Consider the following 17,025-nt stretch of genomic DNA (forward strand, 5'->3'; position numbering starts at 1 on the left):
ATGGGTAGATGGTTCCAATACTTATATTTGCTAATACTAGGTAGTTTTCCAATCAATGTGCTTGCTTCTGGGGAAAGTCTCGATAAAGCGGATAATGCATTTATGATGATTTGTACTGCATTGGTTTTATTCATGATAGTACCGGGTATTGCATTATTTTATGGCGGGTTGCTTAGAAGTAAAAATGTACTTTCATTGATGGCTCAAACTACGGTCATACTTGCACTTGTTTCGGTTATTTGGATTGTTTATGGCTACAGCCTCGCATTTAGTGAGGGGAATAGTCTCTTTGGTGGTTTTGACCAATTTATGTTGAAAGGTATTACGGTTGATAGTTTATCGGCAACCATTCCTCAATTTGTGCATGTCGCTTTTCAAGGCGCATTTGCCTGCTTGACGGTTGCACTTATCGTAGGGGCATTAGGAGAACGCATTAAATTTTCAGCAATATTGATTTTTACCCTTATTTGGACAACTTTTGCTTATTTACCGATGGCTCATATGGTTTGGGGGGGCGGGTTGTTAGCACAAGATGGCGCCCTCGATTTTGCTGGTGGTACAGTTGTGCATATTAATGCTGCAGTCGCTGGTTTAGTTGGTGCTTACTTACTCGGTAAACGTACAGGTTTGGGCAAAGAAGCCATTAAGCCTCATAATCTGCCTATGGTATTTATGGGGACGTCAATTCTATTCATTGGTTGGTTTGGTTTTAATGCGGGTTCAGCAGGCAGTGCAAATGGTATTGCTGCGTTGGCCTTTGTTAATACCGTTGCTGCCGCATCTGGTGCAATACTATCATGGACATTTGCCGAGTGGATTTTCCGAGATAAGCCTTCATTATTGGGTGCTTGTTCAGGCTGCTTGGCAGGATTAGTCGGCATAACACCTGCCGCAGGAACAGTTGGTATTGGTGGTGCACTTATTATTGGTGTATTTTCCGGCATGGCAGGGTTATGGGGAGTCGTCATTTTAAAACGTTGGCTGAAAGTTGACGATGTATGTGACGTATTTGGTGTTCATGGTGTTTGTGGAATTGTCGGTTGCTTGCTTACGGGGGTCTTTACTGCGACAGCACTAGGAGGAAGTGGCTATGCAGATGGTGTGACGATGATGAAACAAGTTGGCATACAAGCATTTAGTATTTTAGTTTGTGTTATTTGGACCGCTATAGTGGCTTATATTGCATTTACCATTGCCGATAAAACTTCAGGATTACGTATTGGTGTAGAACAAGAACGGGAAGGGCTAGATATTACTTCCCATGGTGAGAGTGCATACAATTAAGTCTCGCTATATTCACGATGATGCAATTGATGCTCTATAAAAGTGATGGTAGCGATTGTGCTACCATCACTTTTATCATGTAAGTAATTACTTACTTATTATCTTTATTTACGACTAACGAGGCTTTCTCTTTCGGATTACACCCTCTTGCACTGTCGTTGCCACTAAATCCCCTGACGGATTATAAATTTGGCCTTTAACAAATCCTCTTCCTCCTGATGCCGAAGGGCTTTCAACGGCATAAAGTAGCCAATCATCTAATTTAAATGGACGATGGAACCACATGGAGTGATCGATAGTGGCAACTTGTAGATCTCGCTCCATAAAACCTCGACCATGTGGTTGTAAGGCTGCTGGCAAGAAATTGTAATCGGATGCATAACCTAATAAATAATGATGTAAGGAAGGGATATCTGGAAGTTCCCCTTTAGCTTTAAACCAAATATAGCGAAATGGTTCTTGAGGTGCACTATCAAATGGACTATAGAATTCGATAGGACGAAATTCAAATGGTGTTGGTCGTAATGCGTATTTTTTTACCGCCTCTGGCAATTTATCCGCAAAGCGTTGAATGATGTCGTCTTGCGAAATTAATTGAGATGGGCCGGGTACATCAGGCATGAGGTTTTGATGGTTAAAGCCTTCTTCCTGTGTTTGGAATGACGCGGTCATAAAAAAGATAGGCTTACCATTTTGAATTGCACTGACTCGTCGGGTACTAAAACTGCCGCCGTCTCGTAGGTTTTCGACATCATAAATAATGGGTCTCATACTGTCGCCGGGACGTAAAAAATAGCTATGGAAAGAGGTAATAAACCGATCTTCAGGGGTGGTTTGCTCTGCGGCATACATGGCCTGGCCTACAACTTGACCGCCAAAAACTTGAGGTAAACCAAGATCTTCACTTTGTCCCCGAAAAATACCTTCTTCAATCTTTTCGAGTTCAATTAGTCGGATTAAATTTTGTAATTCTGGGCTCATAGTGACCTTAAGGATAATTAAAAAATATTAGATACGTTTATTTTCCCATTATTTAAGGAAAATAGGTAGGTATACTGTCCCCCATCATTATTTATGGGCTGTATTGCCAATATTGATATGTAATTTAATGATTGGATATCGATAGTTTTTGGATGTAAAGCCTGTATGGAAAAATTGACGCTTACTAATTATTACAATTTGAAATAATATTTTATTAATATGATTATATTAGCTATACTTTTTATTCATGCATGAAAATGTGCATATTAATAAAAAACAATGAGGGCTTTAATATAAGCTTTTGTTTTATAGGTAATTATATGGTTTTATGCCGCTACATAGTTGGCTTTTTAATTCTGTTTTTCTTAGTTGGTTGTGAAGGTAATGCAACAAAACCAAATGAGAGAACACTGCGTACTAAAAGTGAACACAATAATCAGAAGATAGATTCGGGGAGAATTGATGGTAAAGTTATCATCATGCAGGATGCTGCTTTGCCTGAAAATGCGAAAATCACCGTTACATTAGCGGATACATCAATGATGGATCTGCCGGCGCTAGTTTTATCGCAGAAATATTATGACTCACAGGGGAATCAGCCCTTTATTCCATTTGTGTTAACGTATCATAAAAATGAAATTCGCCCAGATGCTAAGATTACAATAAGTGCCTCCATTCACTCGGAAGGGAAGTTGCTGTATATCTCAAATACTGTCATTGAAGTTATTAATAACGGAGTAACTAAGGACGTTGATGTATTAGTGGTTCCTGCTAACTAGTTGTTTATTACTCATCTCTCGTTCGTTATACGTTATTAGTCTCGTTGACAGGCAGTGCATATATTTTAATCCTCTAATGTAAAAATGATCAGCCTCTAGGATTATCTGCGTAATAAAACAGCACTTAGTAGCGGCTTCCTTGCTATTTTACTGTCTATCAAGCATAATGCCCCTGCTTTGAAAGAAGCACTCAATGGGGGCTCTGTTGGTTCTCCCGCAACGCTAACTTGTTAACTTGGTCAGGTCCGGAAGGAAGCAGCCATGGCAGGGGTCGTGTGTGCCGGGATGTCGCTGGCAGGGCTCCCACCCAAATTAAAACCCTTCTCTTATCTCTTTATTTGCCATTGCTTACTTTCTGATGTGAAATTTCGATTTATTTAAAATAAATATATGAATTTTTATCATATTTAATCATTAGAACTAAAATAATCGAGTTTTATTTATAATTAAAACCCAAAAATTGGCAATACACTGAATGTTAAATTTAAAGGATTTATTTATATAAAAGCAGATGGAATGAAAATTAGGCGCGGTAGGTTAAGCATTCTATAATGCTTAAATTGAAATAATAAAATAAAAGTCGAGCCGATAAGAAATGTTATCGGCTATAACCAGTTACTATCTGTGCGTGTTAATAAGATATTATCTAACAAACTTCCAAACAGATGGTGGTATCTTGTCGTAAAGTTTATTCATTGTCAGCTCAGCTAGGCGATGATCAGCAGCTGAGTAAAATAACTCCAGCTCATCTTCAGAGAGCTCGTACTTATTTTTTTCAATGACACGCTCAAGTGTTTCAATTGTTGTGCATTTTCTTAAACGCATTAGATAATCAAATTTGGTCATAACACCCTTTCTTTTATGAAAAAATTTATAACATACTATGTTATAGTTTGCTTAAAGGTAAATAATATCTTTACGTTTTACTGGTCAGACATTTTAAATCATCTTCCAGAACAGAGACAAGATTTTGGTTCATGCTTTCCCAGTCAATAATCTCACTAAGCGTTATTACAGGGCTACCGAATAAGTCATAGGTCTCGTCAAGATACTCTTCAACTAATGATATAACGAGATTCTCTTTTGGATATTTAATTTTAAATCGCCAAACAAAAGCAGCAATATGCTCGATAAGTTCATTGAGATTGGCACTTTGTTGTGAGCTGAGATCATTTATCCAGTGTGTATTCGTTTTTTGTAAACTTAAAATTGCGTCTCGATTCAGACTGTTACATAAATACTTTAACTCTGCTATATCATGTTTTTTGGGTGAATATTCATCCATAATCACCTCCGCAGGCGAATCTGACCTTTGCTGTGTGTATTTTTATATCAATAATAGTGTAATGTTAACTAAATAAAAGTACCTAAGTTCAATATAAATGTGAGTATTTAATATATTGATAAATATAAGATTATTACTAATTAGGTGAACTTTTTAAGATTATCAATGGTTACATAACTAATATTCGAATACGGACTGGCAGTTCGAACTGCTTTCGTAGTGTTGATAATAATAGCACTATTATTACATAAGTCACCACATAACAACTACTTTTTTCTGTTTGAGTAGTAGATGGTGGAGCCGCTTATGATTTTGATATTGGTTAAGCTTAATTTTATCAAAAATTTAATATCATTTAATCTGATTATTCATTCTAGTACAAATGATATTAGTTAAGTGAACAAAAGATGTTATAAAAGACATATTCTTTATATAGGAATTTCAGCATTTTTAAATAATGTATTTACAATAATGGAATAGGATAAAAACAATTAAACATTAATAATGAAAAATTGCTAAGCATCATACTTTAAATTACGAATTTATGGCATAGGAGCATATAAAAGTTAACACCCGAATCGCGATATATCACACGCTCATCGGGCTTTATTATTGACGGTTTTCTCATCTTTCCTTTAGCGAAGACTAAAGGGATAAGTTGAGGGTAACTCCTGGCTTTAGATCTGCCATTTTGACACCTGAATTCCAATTCATTAGGTCATTCAGTTTGATCCCATGACGCTTAGCAATACTGTAATAAGAATCACCTTTTCTGACTTTATAGGTTCTAATCTTACTGTTAGTCGCTGTCGTTTTTGTTGCTGAAACTTTCAATGTTTGACCAGGCTTAATGATACTACTCGTTTTAAGCCCATTTAGCTGTTGAATATTTTTAGCTGTAGTATTGAATTTTTTGGCAATACTGGCGACTGACTCACCTTTACGTACTTTATAGCTGGCGATTTTAGCTTGTTTTTGGCGAGCGCTCGAAATAGCGGTTGATTGTTTTGTTTTAACTTGTTGGTTTTGAGCTACGGCAAGGCGGATATTGTTCAATACATCTTGATCAGATAACGAAACCTTCAATTGCTCAGCTTTGGCAGTTGGTAATAAAATATAATGCGGACCATCAGGTGAGGTTACACCACGTTTATATCCAGAATTATAGGTTTTAATCGATTCCTCGGTTAGTCCCGATAATTCAGCAGCTTGAGTTAAGGTAATTTGCTGGCCAACATCAACTTGAGTTAATGCTCTATTCTTATTACTTGTTGGAAGTGTCACTTGGTATTGTTCAGGTGCCCTTAATACTTGACTAAGCGCTAAAATTTTTGGGACATATTGTTTGGTTTCTTTAGGTAAAGATAATGACCAAAAATCAGTTGGCAAACCTGCGGCTTCATTCTTTTTAATGGCATTCATGACACACCCTTCACCACAATTATATGCAGCTAAGGTCAGTTCCCAGTCATGGCCAAACATCACATTTAGGTTTTCAAGTAAATCGAAAGCGGCTTTCGTCGAGGTAAGTACATCGCGGCGTTCATCAACCCATTGGTTTTGCTTCAATCCATAAGAGCGAGCAGTAATAGGGACAATTTGCCAAAGCCCAGCAGCTTGTGCGGGGGAAGTCGCTTTCGGATTAAATGAACTTTCTATAATAGGAATTAATGCTAATTCCATCGGTAAATTACGTTCTTTAATTTCATCTACAATGAGGTACATATAAGGTTCAGCCCTTACAGTTACATCATAGATAAAACTTTGTTTTGTTGAGTAACCGTTTGCCAGTTCCCTAATATTAGGGTTATCGGGAACATCCATTTTCAGCTCATCACTGATATAACCCCAAAGGTCATAATCGACTTTTGGAAGTTGTCTACTTGCGGCCTGGTTATGTGACGCAATAGTTTCGACAGTATGATTGGCTGAAGATTTGTTCTGCTTAATTTTTTTAGGGGCTGTTTGGCATCCAGCCAGCAGAACAATGGCGATAAGCGTCGCTATTATCTTCATTGTTTTCAATTATTCTTAATCATTATGTTTAAAAGTCGAACAATAATACTTATCCTACTCGCAGATGACAATCATTAAACTTCAATATTGGTCTTTTAATTGACGTAGCAGGGTAAAAACGGCTCTTAGTGGTGGATTTGGAATACTTATATTAAGCTTATGTTGTAATTCTGGGTTACCACATTGAAGAAAAATATTAATATTTCTTTCATTTTTCAATAGACTAGGAACGGTAGGTTGTTGTTTGTCCCTTGCAGCTGTTACTTTTTCTAAATATTGCAATATAGCGGTATTTTCTGGCCAAATATGATGCGCAAAATTTAAGTTTGATAAGGTATATTCATGAGCGCAGCAGATTAATGTCTCGTCGGGAAGGGCGGCAATTTTTTGGATAGATTGAAACATTTGCTCTGGCGTGCCTTCAAAAATACGGCCGCAGCCAGCAGAAAATAGAGTATCGCCGCAAAATAAATAAGGGGCTTGGTAGAAGCCTATATGCTCGGAAGTGTGTCCTGGTAGCGCGATAACTTTAAAGTTAAATTGATTAATTACCACGGAATCCCCTTCATTGACCAGCTCCGTGGCTCCTTTTGATCTCGTTTCTTTTGAGCCAAAAACAGGTAACTTAGGGTATGAATTTAAAATACCTTTCACGCCATCGGTATGATCATTATGGTGATGAGTTAATAAGATGGCGACAGGGGTTAGCTGTTTTAAGTTAATTATTTCAAGGACAGGCTCTGCCTCCGCGGGGTCAACGATGATACACTGATGTTGGTTATCAACGAGGATCCAGATGTAATTATCGTTTAAAGCGGGTACTCGTACTAACTCCATAATGACCTCGACACATTAATTAAGGGGAATTTCATGAAGCCTGCGCGTATTGAGAAAAAATTCCAAATGCCCGTTAGTTGGTCAGATATCCCTTTTGGTGAACAATACCGTCAAGCGTTGGAAAACCAACTTCGTCCATGGTGGCCGAAAATGTTTGGATTTCACCTGCTTAAGTTAGGGCATTTGAGCACTGAAATCCAGACTAAAGAATGTATGATCTCTCATCAATTTAATGTCGGAAATAACGATCCTCGTTTTAATCTCATTGCAGAACCTGCTGCATTACCATTTTTGGCTAAATCGATTGATGCTTGTTTGATGTCCCATTGTTTGGCTTATAGTCACGATCCTCATTGGGTCATGCGAGAAATTGATCGAGTATTGATGGATGACGGCTGGTTAATTATTTCTGGTTTTAATCCATTTAGCTTAGCGGGAATAGCAAAATTAGTCCCTATCTTAAGAAAACAACAACCGTACTGTAGCCGTTTTTTTCCTTCGGTCAGAGTATTTGATTGGCTGAGTTTACTTAATTATGAGGTGTTATATCACCGAAATTGCCAAGTTATTCCTTGGATGGGGGCAGATAAACGGATCAATAAAAATATGGGCGGAATCGGTGTTCTTAGTGTGATTGTCGCCAGAAAACGCACATACCCTCTTACGCCAACCCCGTTAAAGTTTAAACAGCCAAAACTAAAAATTGGCTCAGCATTAGGGGCGGCGAAAGAGATAAGTAAGGGCGATCATGTTATGAAGTAAAGATATTTATTTATTCTTGTGCTGGCTGGTAGCCTGTATCTTCTTTTGTTGGTGAAGACGCCGCTAAACGTGCAAGTTCATCGCATTTTTCATTTTCAGGATGGCCTGCATGGCCTTTTACCCAACGCCAATCAATAGTATGACCCACAATAGCCTCATCAAGCCGCTTCCATAAATCGACATTTACCACGGGGGATTTATCGGCTTTTCGCCATTGCCTACGCTTCCAATTGTGGATCCATTGAGTAATCCCTTGGCGAACATATTGGCTATCGGTCGTTAAAATAATATCACAGGGTCTGCTTAAAGATTCGAGTGCGACAATGGCGCCAAGAAGCTCCATACGGTTATTTGTGGTCAGAAAAAAACCGTCACTGAGTGTTTTTTCATGCTGTTGATAACGAAGAACGACGCCATAACCACCAGGTCCTGGGTTGCCCAAACAAGAACCGTCAGTGAAAATTTCTACCTGCTTTGTCATTTCTGGTAAACTCTACTTATTCATAAATTATTAATCATAGTGTGACACAAAAAAAGATGATGAGCACGGCGATAACAAGACAAATTGTCCTTGATACTGAAACCACAGGTATGAATAAGCTGGGTGTTCACTATGAAGGCCATAACATTATAGAAATTGGTGCTGTTGAGGTGATTAATCGTCGCCTAACAGGGCGTAATTTTCATGTTTATGTTAAACCAGACCGATTAGTTGATCCTGAAGCATTTGAAATTCATGGTATTAGCGATGAATTTTTGCAGGATAAGCCCATATTTGCCGATATTGCCGATGAATTTATCGAATTTATTCGTGGCGCTGAATTGGTTATTCATAATGCCCCCTTTGATATTGGGTTTATGGATCATGAATTTCGTAAGCTCAATAAAGGGATCCCACCGACTACAGACTTTTGTACCGTCACTGATAGCTTAGTTTTAGCGCGTAAAATATTTCCCGGTAAACGCAATAACTTGGATGCACTATGTGATCGTTATTTAATCGATAATTCTAAGCGGTCATTGCACGGCGCTTTACTCGATGCTGAGATTTTATCTGACGTATATCTAGCCATGACGGGTGGGCAAACTACGCTTTCATTTTCGATGGACTCGGAATCGTCAAATTCGCAATCTGAGCAAGAGATACTTAGAGTTTCACGTCCTACGAATGGCCTAACAGTTGTTTACGCTTCTGATGAAGAAATAGTAGCACATGAAGCCCGCTTAGATATTGTTGATAAAAAAGGGGGGAAGCCCTGTTTATGGCGTCAATCTATAGATGAAGAAGAAAACCTTCATTAGCGAGTAGATAATTCACTATCAAGGCTAAAAACTGCTCAACTGCGCGATTTATCAAGAAAAAGTGTTGACTGAAACATCAAGTGTTCGTAATATGCATGGCGTTCCCACTAGGGAACACACGGAGCGGTAGTTCAGTTGGTTAGAATACCTGCCTGTCACGCAGGGGGTCGCGGGTTCGAGTCCCGTCCGTTCCGCCAAACATTGAAAGCCCTGAGTCTATGACTCGGGGCTTTCTGCATTTCTAATATAAATAAATATCACATATCTACTCACATATATTCCTATCTGTGTAACTTCCAGTTTAATCTCACTTTTCTAAAGCACTATCCAGTTTTTAGTATGAAGTTCATTACCTAAAGTACATTAACGCTAACGAGGTTTAATTGTGGTGTTTATTCAATCAGCAGAATTAGCCCATTTTTATGGCTTATTCGCCGATTTACTTAAACAAGCTATCAATAGAATAGATAAATAATTACATCAGGTAATAACATTATCTATAATCATATTATTGGTTACTTATAACATCTTAAATCAATATTTTAATTTATTGATTTACATGGAAAAAGAATAACCCACCCGATCTTAATACTATTAAATCCTATTCATCTAGATAAAAAGTCTTATTACGCGTATTGTGAGTTAAATGATTTTTTAAATAATTCAAAATATTTGAATATGTAACAAATTGAAAGTATAGATGATGTTAAGTGTGTTTTTTTAATATAAATACATATAAGCTAAATTATAAAATACTAATTTTTAACATATATAAAACAATATTTTACATTTAAAATCAATTGATTTATCACATACTTACCAATAAACAAACTACTCTTATTGCGTGTTTTTACTGTACTGAAATAGCAATTAACAACTGACAATCTCATCTCAATAGTTAAAATCTATCAAAATACTTATTTTGAATGGTATAAACATTTTACTCTTATTTTTATCTCCCTATATCATTACTACACATTACGACATGTAAATAAATAATAAATAAAGATTCAATTCACTATTGGAAATATGTTTATGGAATATAATTCAATCAGTTGTTATGCAGGAAAATTCTTGCGAAAAGCAAGAAAAGAAAAAGACATGACAGGTAAGCAATTAGCTAAATTAATGCATATTAGTCAGCAACAAATATCTCGATATGAAACCGGGAGGACATCTTTAACTTTAGATCAGCTAAGCCTGCTATTAATTTCCTTAGATAAATCGTGGGCGGAGTTAATCCAGGCTATTGAAATTGAAATTGAGTGTGAAAAGAAGTTAATAAATAAAAAAGAGCCCGTTAATAATTACTCATTAAGTAAGTATTTGACAGAGAGTATTATTAAGTAATAACCTAAATTAAGTTTTTAATGTTATTTTAATGAAAAATAATAAATCCAATTAAATTATGGCTATTAAAGCTATGGATGGCGATTATCTTTTATAAAAAACACAGTTAAAAGTGTTTTTTATATTATGTAATTATTTTTGTATGATGAATATTAATAGAGAGAATAATATGTTTAATAAAAAAATGACATCGGTATTGTTGTCTACAATCATTGCTGCTTCTTTTACTTCAATTGCAAATGCAGAGACGCGTACAGCGCAAGCTACCGCAACATGGCAAGCGACTGCAATTAAAGATACTACGAGTATGCTAGTTGTTACACCATTAAAAAGCCTGACATTTAATTATGCGGAAGGTCAAAAAAGCTTTAACCAACAAAATGGCGCATTTGATATTGCTATTCAAGGGCAAGCTGGCGCAACTGATTTTAAATTAGCATCTAAAGTTATTGCAAACACATTAGCAAGAACGACTGATGACTCTAAATTAACCGTTGGTGTTAAATGGAATGGTGAAGATTTAAATAATACAACTGATACTGTATTAATTGATACTTCTAAAGGTTTAACTTCAGGTTTAGATAATTTAGCCGCTGATGGTATTTATAACAGCGCAGACCGTGCAACAGACCGTGGTGAATTCACCTTTGTTATTGCAAGTGCTGAATCTGCAGGTGCTTCTGCTGATTTTAATTCTTTAGCCGATGGTGTTTGGGACGGTGATGTAAAAGTGCAATTTACTGCAACTTGGGATGGCACTTTCACCCCTGTTACACCATAAGTTATTTTTGATTTTTAAGTAACTATTTAATATCACGATAAAGATAATATAAGGACATAGTATCTTTATCGTCATTCTATTTATGAAGTTTATGCCTATGAAAAGAATAGTAATTATTACTGTTTTATTATTTTTATTACCAATTAAAAATAGTCTAGCAGTTAATGTCGGGAATATTACTGAGATTATATCTTCAAATGAAGAGACATTAGCCAAAGAAATTGAAAATACCGTTAATACAGCAAGGTTAGTTAATCTTAGTATTGAAAAAATTGATTCACCTTTAGATGGTGGGAAAGTTATTTCAGTTAACGATCCTAATGAAATATTATCGACGCCGGCAAATTTAATTTTACCGGGTAATGCTAAGGACGTTTTTAAAATTATCTATCAAGGTCCTAAAGATGATAAGGAACGTTATTATCGGTTAAATTGGAAAGATGATCCTATTGGTGAAAGTGGAGTTACTCAAAGTTCTAAATCGGCTTCGGCTACTACGTCTGCGACAATTAGTACTATTTTAGTCGTAACACCTAGAATAGAAAAATTTAATTATAAATACAGTGACTTTGTTGTTTCAAATCTAGGTAATAGTTCTTTTCGTGTCGTGGCTTCTGGGCCTTGCTTAATTGCGAAACAAAAAGAGGGTGTTGATGGTATTTGTCGTGAGCGTTATTACCTTATGCCTAACTTAGCAGTAACACTAAAACTCGTTGATCTTAATAATAAAAAATCAAGCGTTGGTATTTGGCATCAAGGGGAGTTCATTGTTGTCAAATAATTAGGAATGGACTTTAAATATGCGTAAGAATGTTATTGCACTATCAATCATGAGTGTTATTTTTTCAAATGCCATTAATGCTAAAGAATTAAAAAGTATTAAAATTGGAGGGTATGTAATCCCTCCTGCTTTTGTGGTGGCATTAGAAGAGGGTATGTCAGTACCGGTATTCTTACGATTAAACAATGAGTCACAGCAGAATCAAAGTGAAGATAAAATAGCGGATGCCATTATTATTATCGATCAAGGAAGAATTAAGCTTGCAAATATACACCTTATTGATAGTAATCAAGGACCTCAATTAAGTAATGTATTAATTGAAAAAATAGAACATAAGCAAGATACGTTTTTTAATGAAAATAATGGCATCATGATCGATGGTAACTCGACATTAAAACTGAATATATCATCATTTAATTTATCTTTAGATGTTGATAAAGAAGCTTTTTCACCGAAAGAACGTACGAGGCAATTTGCTTTAGGTGATTCTTCGGTTAATGCTATTTCAGCTGTTGCAAATTATGACTTAGGTGTATTTCAAAGCCAAGTTAAGAACAGTAAAAACTCATCCAGTAGTTATTTTAATTTGGATGCACTTTTTGCTGCGGCAGAGCACCATTTAAATATTAATGCATCGGCATATAGCATTGGAAAATCAAATTCCAGTGTTGACCTTTACCGTGCAATGTATGAGCGTGATTTTAATGGTTTTCGCTTTGCGATAGGTTTAATGAGTACATGGAATTTACAGTCAATTGCGAGTTTAACTACCCTCAGTAGTAGCAAAATTTATGCAGCTTCTATTGGTAATAATTCGTCAAGTGTTGTCGTCAATAAACAATATTCATTGACACCTATTTATGCATTTTTGAATAGTCCCGGAGAAGTGCGGATTTATCGGCAAGGGAAGCTATTAAATATCCAAAATTTTCCTATGGGAAATTATGAGGTTGATACCAGCATACTGCCTTTTGGTATTTATGATGTCACGATTGAAACGGTCGTTGATGGCAAAGTTGTCACAACTCAAAACCAAACAATTAATAAATCATTTGGTGCGATGACGGCCAACTCCGATAAAGTAAATTGGGAAATATATGGTGGTTATGTTGATTTTGATAAAAAAAATTATGTTAGAGGCGATGATTCACATAGCCAAACACCAAGTAAAAGCTATTTATTAGGAGGCTCGTTGGCGAAAGGATTTCCAGTATTATCTGGGCTTAATTTAACCATGTCTAATTATGGTTTTGATAAGTATTTGGTAAATGAAACTAGTGTGAATTTATCTGTCAACGAGTATGTTTCTTTGTCTTGGCAAGGGATGATTGAAAATCATGGCAGCCATCGAAATATCGGTACTATTTCAGTCAATATACCTGAAGGCTATGGGGCAATTTGGGCATCAAAAGAAAAAACTATAATAAAAGGCGATTTGCCACTTTATGATGCTGACAGTTATTCCTATGGGGGCACATTTAATTTCGATAAAATTATTGATAGAACAGGCAGTTTTACTATCAGTAATACAAAGGATCGCCGCATAGGAAGTGATTCCATTAACTATGAATATGCAAATACCTTATTTTCAGGTCGTTATGGCACCATTGGGTTGAGAACGGGTGTACAACGCTATCATTACGATAATCAAAGTAGCACCAATGAGAAATATATTAACCTTGATTTTTCGTTGCCATTATCCACATGGCTTAGCACTGGAGTTTCATCAACAAATGGCAATATAAAAGCGAATATTTATGCAAATAAGAGTTTTGAAGATTCAGTGATCACTAACGCAGGGGTATCTGTTTCTAAATTAGTTCGCGATAAAAATAACGGGGAGTCTGACTTTTCTACATTAGCTTATGCATCCTATGACATGAAATATAATTCAGGGACTGTCACGATAAACCGACCGGATAGCGATCGTATAAACGGAAACCTGACGTCACGAGGCTCTGTTGCTTATGGGGGAGGGAAAATAACTCCAAGTGGGCAGCAAGGAAAAGCCGGAATTATTATCAATTCTGATATTCAAGGCAATGGCAGTATGGTGGCACAGGTTAACGGACAAAATTATCCAATCAGTGGAAAAAATACATTTATTCCATTGTCACCATATTCTGATTACGACATTCAATTAATGAATGATGGTAAATCAAAAGACAGTTTTGACATTGTGTCAGGACGAAATAAATCCGTGACGTTGTATCCCGGTAATATTGCTATTTATCAGCCAGAAGTGAGACAGCTGGTGACGGTATTTGGTCGTCTTAAATCGCCAACAGGTGAATTTATTAAATATGCTTCTATACGTAACCATATTGGTAGAACTAAAACAGATCATAATGGTGAGTTTTCAATGGATGTCGATGTACGTTATCCCGTTATTTCGCTTTTACAGGAAGATGAAAAAACGATCTGTGAAGCTGATTTAAATTTAGATGGTGCACGAGGCGCATTATGGGTAGGCGATGTTACCTGTGACCCTCAATCAACTGTCGCTAAAAGATAATGAGAAATTCCTAATGAAAAAAAATACTTTATTGATGTTTTTTGCTTGCGCTATTTTAAATAGTTTTACAAGCCTGACAGCTTCGGCTGCTACTGTGACTAATAGTTATGTATTTGTTGAAAATAATGTTGATAATGAATTCTTTATTACACCAAGATCAACGGATCCCCGTTTTTCTGGTTCGAATAAATATACGCGTTACTCTGGAACTTCACAGCTTAGTTTAGGATATATGGGATATGTAAATACCGGTATTCAGGCCAATCAAAATGTCGATATCTGGCTAGAGAATTCACAAATAGATAGGCCATTTACGGGTAACCGTTGTATGCGTGGGTATTGTAGTGATAACAGTGGTTATTGGCCTGCCCGATATATAGAGAAAGATGGAGCCTATAAAATTGTACAAAGTAATCTTAATGGTGAATCTACTTATGCTCGAGGAATATTTAGTGACTCAGCATACCAATATTTCCTTAAATTACCGGTAGGAACAGCGGAAACTTATAGTTATAGAGCCTGTATGACGAGAACAGATTATGACCCAAGTAAAGGGGAGTCTTGCCGTAGTGTCGGTGGCAATATTATTGCTTCGCATGAATTCAATATCACTAAATCAGGGCATATTAAATTAACATCAACAGGTGCATTACAAGAAATATTTATCGACAGTAATGGAAATCCAAATATTGGTCTCGGTTCTCAGTTTTGTCGTATTGGTATTATTTCAAATCAGAACGGAATTATTTGCCAAGTGATTGATCATGAAACTAGTGGCGATATATTTGCCAATATCAGGTTGAGCTTGAAGATAAATACAACATTAATTCCATTTACGCCAGCCGCAAATACAATTTTAATTGGTCCCGATGACGGGACAAATAATTGGTATTATTATAATACAACATATCCGGCAAACTATTATTTTAAAAAGACAAATAAGAATGTTTCCATTTTTTTATCGAATACTTTTTTAAAACAGTTAATCACTCGGGGTGTCGACTTCACAAATAGCCAAGACTTTTTTACGTTTTCATTTACGAATACAGCAGTGCCACAATCAGGCTTTTATGAGTTTACGCCATCAAATACGCTAATAATAAAACCGAGAGATTATGGAATTAGCATTATTCCAGCTGATTTTAATCCAAATCAATCTAAAACAGGGAAAGTGGGAAGCAGCGAGCCGCCAATTGAATTTAATTATATTGTGACAACCAGTGGACCTCGACAAGCAGATTCGATCACTGCCAAAGTAGAGGGCCCCAATGTGAGTCTAAAAGGGCAAAGTTATTGTTTGTTCTCTTCTGATGATGACAAATTTAAAGTTCCTTTTTCTGCTTATCTGGCCTTTAAAAATGAGAATGGTACAGAAGCTTCCTACCGAGCAAGTTGTGATAGTAATGAAATATCGTTAAAAAATGCATTATGGGAAGAAACTCCGTGGGATAAACCGAATCAAGATTTAGGGCGTTTTTACCGCACAAACCTCGATTTACGTTTCCCGATGAATGATTCAAATTCATTGTTTACCCTTGATGGTATTGATTGGTTAGGTACAGTGTCTGCTAGTGGAACGGTTGCAGTGAAGGCAATTTGGACTGGTCCGGATATACAATAGATAGATGAATTTTTGTAAGAGTGCACAATAAAATGAGAGATAGAAAATTATATTTTTTGCTTAAAATCTTACTGTTTGTGGTGATGTTTTCGCTTTATGGTAAGGCTTATGCACTTTATATTGATGCTGATATTTCCTCAATGGAAGCAGATAAAACGTTTTTTTCTAAGTCTTATATTAACGATACTAAAAAGACAAACCTATATAACTTTAGCGCTTATAAAATTGATAGACCAGGAAGCAAGGAGCACGGTGAGCCTATCACGGAGGGTGAAATCATCTTCACGCCATTAAAAAAAATATTATTACCGGGAGAGCGGGAATTCTTTAAGATTTTTTATCGTGGAAAAAATGATAATCAAGAACGTTATTACAAAATCATCATTAGTGAAACGCCCCTGGAAATGCAAAATGATGATGCTAGGAAAAAACAACCGTTGTTTTATCCGACAATGAGTTTAGAAACTTATTTTGTGGTTAGGCCGAAGAATATTGATTTTAAATATGAGATGAACGCCAGCGAGGGTGTGCTAAAAAATACTGGTAACACCTATTTTAGAGTGGTCATTCATAATAGTTGCCAAGTTGATGATGACGATGAAGTGCCTTCAATGCTCTACTTGTTGCCACAACAAGAATATCGCCATGCTCAGTTGAAAAAGAAAAGTCGCAAATATATTGTGATTTTTGATAAGTATTATTCGATTGGTAATTGTGAATAGTAATTTATT

General features: G+C 36.2%; 16 protein-coding genes, 1 tRNA gene and 1 other RNA gene. 12 read left to right on the top strand and 6 right to left on the bottom strand.

What is annotated here, in order from left to right; translation table 11 throughout:
* Entirely contained in the window at positions 1–1,284 is a 1,284-nt protein-coding gene (amtB, locus tag M998_RS14275) for an ammonium transporter AmtB (RefSeq protein ID WP_068439364.1), read from the top strand.
* Between the two features lie 114 nt (positions 1,285–1,398).
* On the opposite strand, the gene tesB is transcribed toward amtB, so the two are convergent.
* Complete coding sequence (tesB, locus tag M998_RS14280) at positions 1,399–2,265, bottom strand: acyl-CoA thioesterase II (RefSeq protein ID WP_068909460.1); 867 nt, start codon at positions 2,263–2,265, stop codon at positions 1,399–1,401.
* A gap of 320 nt (positions 2,266–2,585) precedes the next feature.
* Here tesB and M998_RS14285 point away from each other — a divergent pair, with 320 nt between their 5' ends.
* Together M998_RS14285 and ffs are read left to right on the top strand one after the other, a co-directional pair.
* Positions 2,586–3,044, top strand: a complete 459-nt coding sequence (locus M998_RS14285) for a YbaY family lipoprotein (RefSeq protein WP_068439368.1) — start codon at positions 2,586–2,588, stop codon at positions 3,042–3,044.
* Between the two features lie 203 nt (positions 3,045–3,247).
* An RNA gene (gene ffs, locus M998_RS14290) (signal recognition particle sRNA small type) lies at positions 3,248–3,344 on the top strand.
* Positions 3,345–3,686: 342 nt separating this feature from the next.
* On the opposite strand, the gene M998_RS14295 is transcribed toward ffs, so the two are convergent.
* The 4 genes from M998_RS14295 to gloB form a co-directional block, all read right to left on the bottom strand.
* On the bottom strand, positions 3,687–3,890 hold the full coding sequence (locus M998_RS14295; protein ID WP_068439370.1) for an HHA domain-containing protein: 204 nt from the start codon (positions 3,888–3,890) through the stop codon (positions 3,687–3,689).
* A 70-nt stretch (positions 3,891–3,960) separates the two neighbouring features.
* Positions 3,961–4,329, bottom strand: a complete 369-nt coding sequence (tomB, locus tag M998_RS14300; RefSeq protein ID WP_068439372.1) for an Hha toxicity modulator TomB — start codon at positions 4,327–4,329, stop codon at positions 3,961–3,963.
* 645 nt (positions 4,330–4,974) lie between these two features.
* On the bottom strand, positions 4,975–6,345 hold the full coding sequence (mltD, locus tag M998_RS14305; protein WP_068909462.1) for a murein transglycosylase D: 1,371 nt from the start codon (positions 6,343–6,345) through the stop codon (positions 4,975–4,977).
* A gap of 81 nt (positions 6,346–6,426) precedes the next feature.
* Positions 6,427–7,182, bottom strand: coding sequence for a hydroxyacylglutathione hydrolase (gene gloB / locus M998_RS14310; protein WP_068439376.1), 756 nt, complete (start codon positions 7,180–7,182; stop codon positions 6,427–6,429).
* Positions 7,183–7,215: 33 nt separating this feature from the next.
* On the opposite strand from gloB, the gene M998_RS14315 reads away from it, so the two are divergent.
* Entirely contained in the window at positions 7,216–7,944 is a 729-nt protein-coding gene (locus tag M998_RS14315; RefSeq protein ID WP_068439378.1) for a class I SAM-dependent methyltransferase, read from the top strand.
* A 10-nt stretch (positions 7,945–7,954) separates the two neighbouring features.
* Here the strand turns inward: M998_RS14315 and rnhA are convergent, their stop codons facing one another.
* A complete protein-coding gene (rnhA, locus tag M998_RS14320; RefSeq protein WP_068439381.1) occupies positions 7,955–8,425 on the bottom strand; it encodes a ribonuclease HI in 471 nt (156 codons plus the stop codon).
* A gap of 59 nt (positions 8,426–8,484) precedes the next feature.
* On the opposite strand from rnhA, the gene dnaQ reads away from it, so the two are divergent.
* From dnaQ to M998_RS14360, 8 genes are all read left to right on the top strand, one after another.
* On the top strand, positions 8,485–9,246 hold the full coding sequence (gene dnaQ / locus M998_RS14325) for a DNA polymerase III subunit epsilon (RefSeq protein WP_068439382.1): 762 nt from the start codon (positions 8,485–8,487) through the stop codon (positions 9,244–9,246).
* Positions 9,247–9,366: 120 nt separating this feature from the next.
* Positions 9,367–9,443, top strand: a tRNA-Asp gene (locus M998_RS14330).
* 838 nt (positions 9,444–10,281) lie between these two features.
* Positions 10,282–10,596 (top strand): helix-turn-helix domain-containing protein, encoded by a 315-nt coding sequence (locus M998_RS14335; protein WP_068909463.1) that lies wholly within the window; start codon positions 10,282–10,284, stop codon positions 10,594–10,596.
* Positions 10,597–10,765: 169 nt separating this feature from the next.
* Positions 10,766–11,377: a common pilus major fimbrillin subunit EcpA gene (gene ecpA, locus M998_RS14340; protein ID WP_068909465.1), complete on the top strand. Its 612-nt coding sequence runs from the start codon at positions 10,766–10,768 to the stop codon at positions 11,375–11,377.
* A gap of 97 nt (positions 11,378–11,474) precedes the next feature.
* Positions 11,475–12,158: an EcpB family pilus assembly chaperone gene (locus M998_RS14345; protein WP_068439678.1), complete on the top strand. Its 684-nt coding sequence runs from the start codon at positions 11,475–11,477 to the stop codon at positions 12,156–12,158.
* Positions 12,159–12,177: 19 nt separating this feature from the next.
* Positions 12,178–14,673 (top strand): TcfC E-set like domain-containing protein, encoded by a 2,496-nt coding sequence (locus M998_RS14350; protein WP_068909467.1) that lies wholly within the window; start codon positions 12,178–12,180, stop codon positions 14,671–14,673.
* Positions 14,674–14,707: 34 nt separating this feature from the next.
* Positions 14,708–16,294, top strand: coding sequence for a fimbrial adhesin EcpD family protein (locus tag M998_RS14355; RefSeq protein ID WP_265523935.1), 1,587 nt, complete (start codon positions 14,708–14,710; stop codon positions 16,292–16,294).
* A gap of 32 nt (positions 16,295–16,326) precedes the next feature.
* Positions 16,327–17,016 carry a fimbrial protein gene (locus M998_RS14360; RefSeq protein WP_068909468.1) on the top strand — a complete coding sequence of 230 codons (690 nt, stop codon included), beginning with the start codon at positions 16,327–16,329 and terminating at the stop codon, positions 17,014–17,016.
* Positions 17,017–17,025: the final 9 nt, after the last annotated feature.

Source organism: Providencia heimbachae ATCC 35613 (assembly GCF_001655055.1).
Lineage (GTDB): Bacteria > Pseudomonadota > Gammaproteobacteria > Enterobacterales > Enterobacteriaceae > Providencia > Providencia heimbachae.

Coding starts and splice junctions, on each gene's coding strand:
- ecpA (WP_068909465.1), top strand. CDS start 10,766: ATGTTTAATAAAAAAATGACATCGGTATTGTTGTCTACAATCATTGCT.
- M998_RS14355 (WP_265523935.1), top strand. CDS start 14,708: ATGTTTTTTGCTTGCGCTATTTTAAATAGTTTTACAAGCCTGACAGCT.
- M998_RS14285 (WP_068439368.1), top strand. CDS start 2,586: ATGGTTTTATGCCGCTACATAGTTGGCTTTTTAATTCTGTTTTTCTTA.
- amtB (WP_068439364.1), top strand. CDS start 1: ATGGGTAGATGGTTCCAATACTTATATTTGCTAATACTAGGTAGTTTT.
- gloB (WP_068439376.1), bottom strand. CDS start 7,182: ATGGAGTTAGTACGAGTACCCGCTTTAAACGATAATTACATCTGGATC.
- M998_RS14315 (WP_068439378.1), top strand. CDS start 7,216: ATGAAGCCTGCGCGTATTGAGAAAAAATTCCAAATGCCCGTTAGTTGG.
- mltD (WP_068909462.1), bottom strand. CDS start 6,345: ATGAAGATAATAGCGACGCTTATCGCCATTGTTCTGCTGGCTGGATGC.
- M998_RS14360 (WP_068909468.1), top strand. CDS start 16,327: ATGAGAGATAGAAAATTATATTTTTTGCTTAAAATCTTACTGTTTGTG.
- tesB (WP_068909460.1), bottom strand. CDS start 2,265: ATGAGCCCAGAATTACAAAATTTAATCCGACTAATTGAACTCGAAAAG.
- M998_RS14345 (WP_068439678.1), top strand. CDS start 11,475: ATGAAAAGAATAGTAATTATTACTGTTTTATTATTTTTATTACCAATT.
- rnhA (WP_068439381.1), bottom strand. CDS start 8,425: ATGACAAAGCAGGTAGAAATTTTCACTGACGGTTCTTGTTTGGGCAAC.
- tomB (WP_068439372.1), bottom strand. CDS start 4,329: ATGGATGAATATTCACCCAAAAAACATGATATAGCAGAGTTAAAGTAT.
- M998_RS14295 (WP_068439370.1), bottom strand. CDS start 3,890: ATGACCAAATTTGATTATCTAATGCGTTTAAGAAAATGCACAACAATT.
- M998_RS14350 (WP_068909467.1), top strand. CDS start 12,178: ATGCGTAAGAATGTTATTGCACTATCAATCATGAGTGTTATTTTTTCA.
- dnaQ (WP_068439382.1), top strand. CDS start 8,485: ATGAGCACGGCGATAACAAGACAAATTGTCCTTGATACTGAAACCACA.
- M998_RS14335 (WP_068909463.1), top strand. CDS start 10,282: ATGGAATATAATTCAATCAGTTGTTATGCAGGAAAATTCTTGCGAAAA.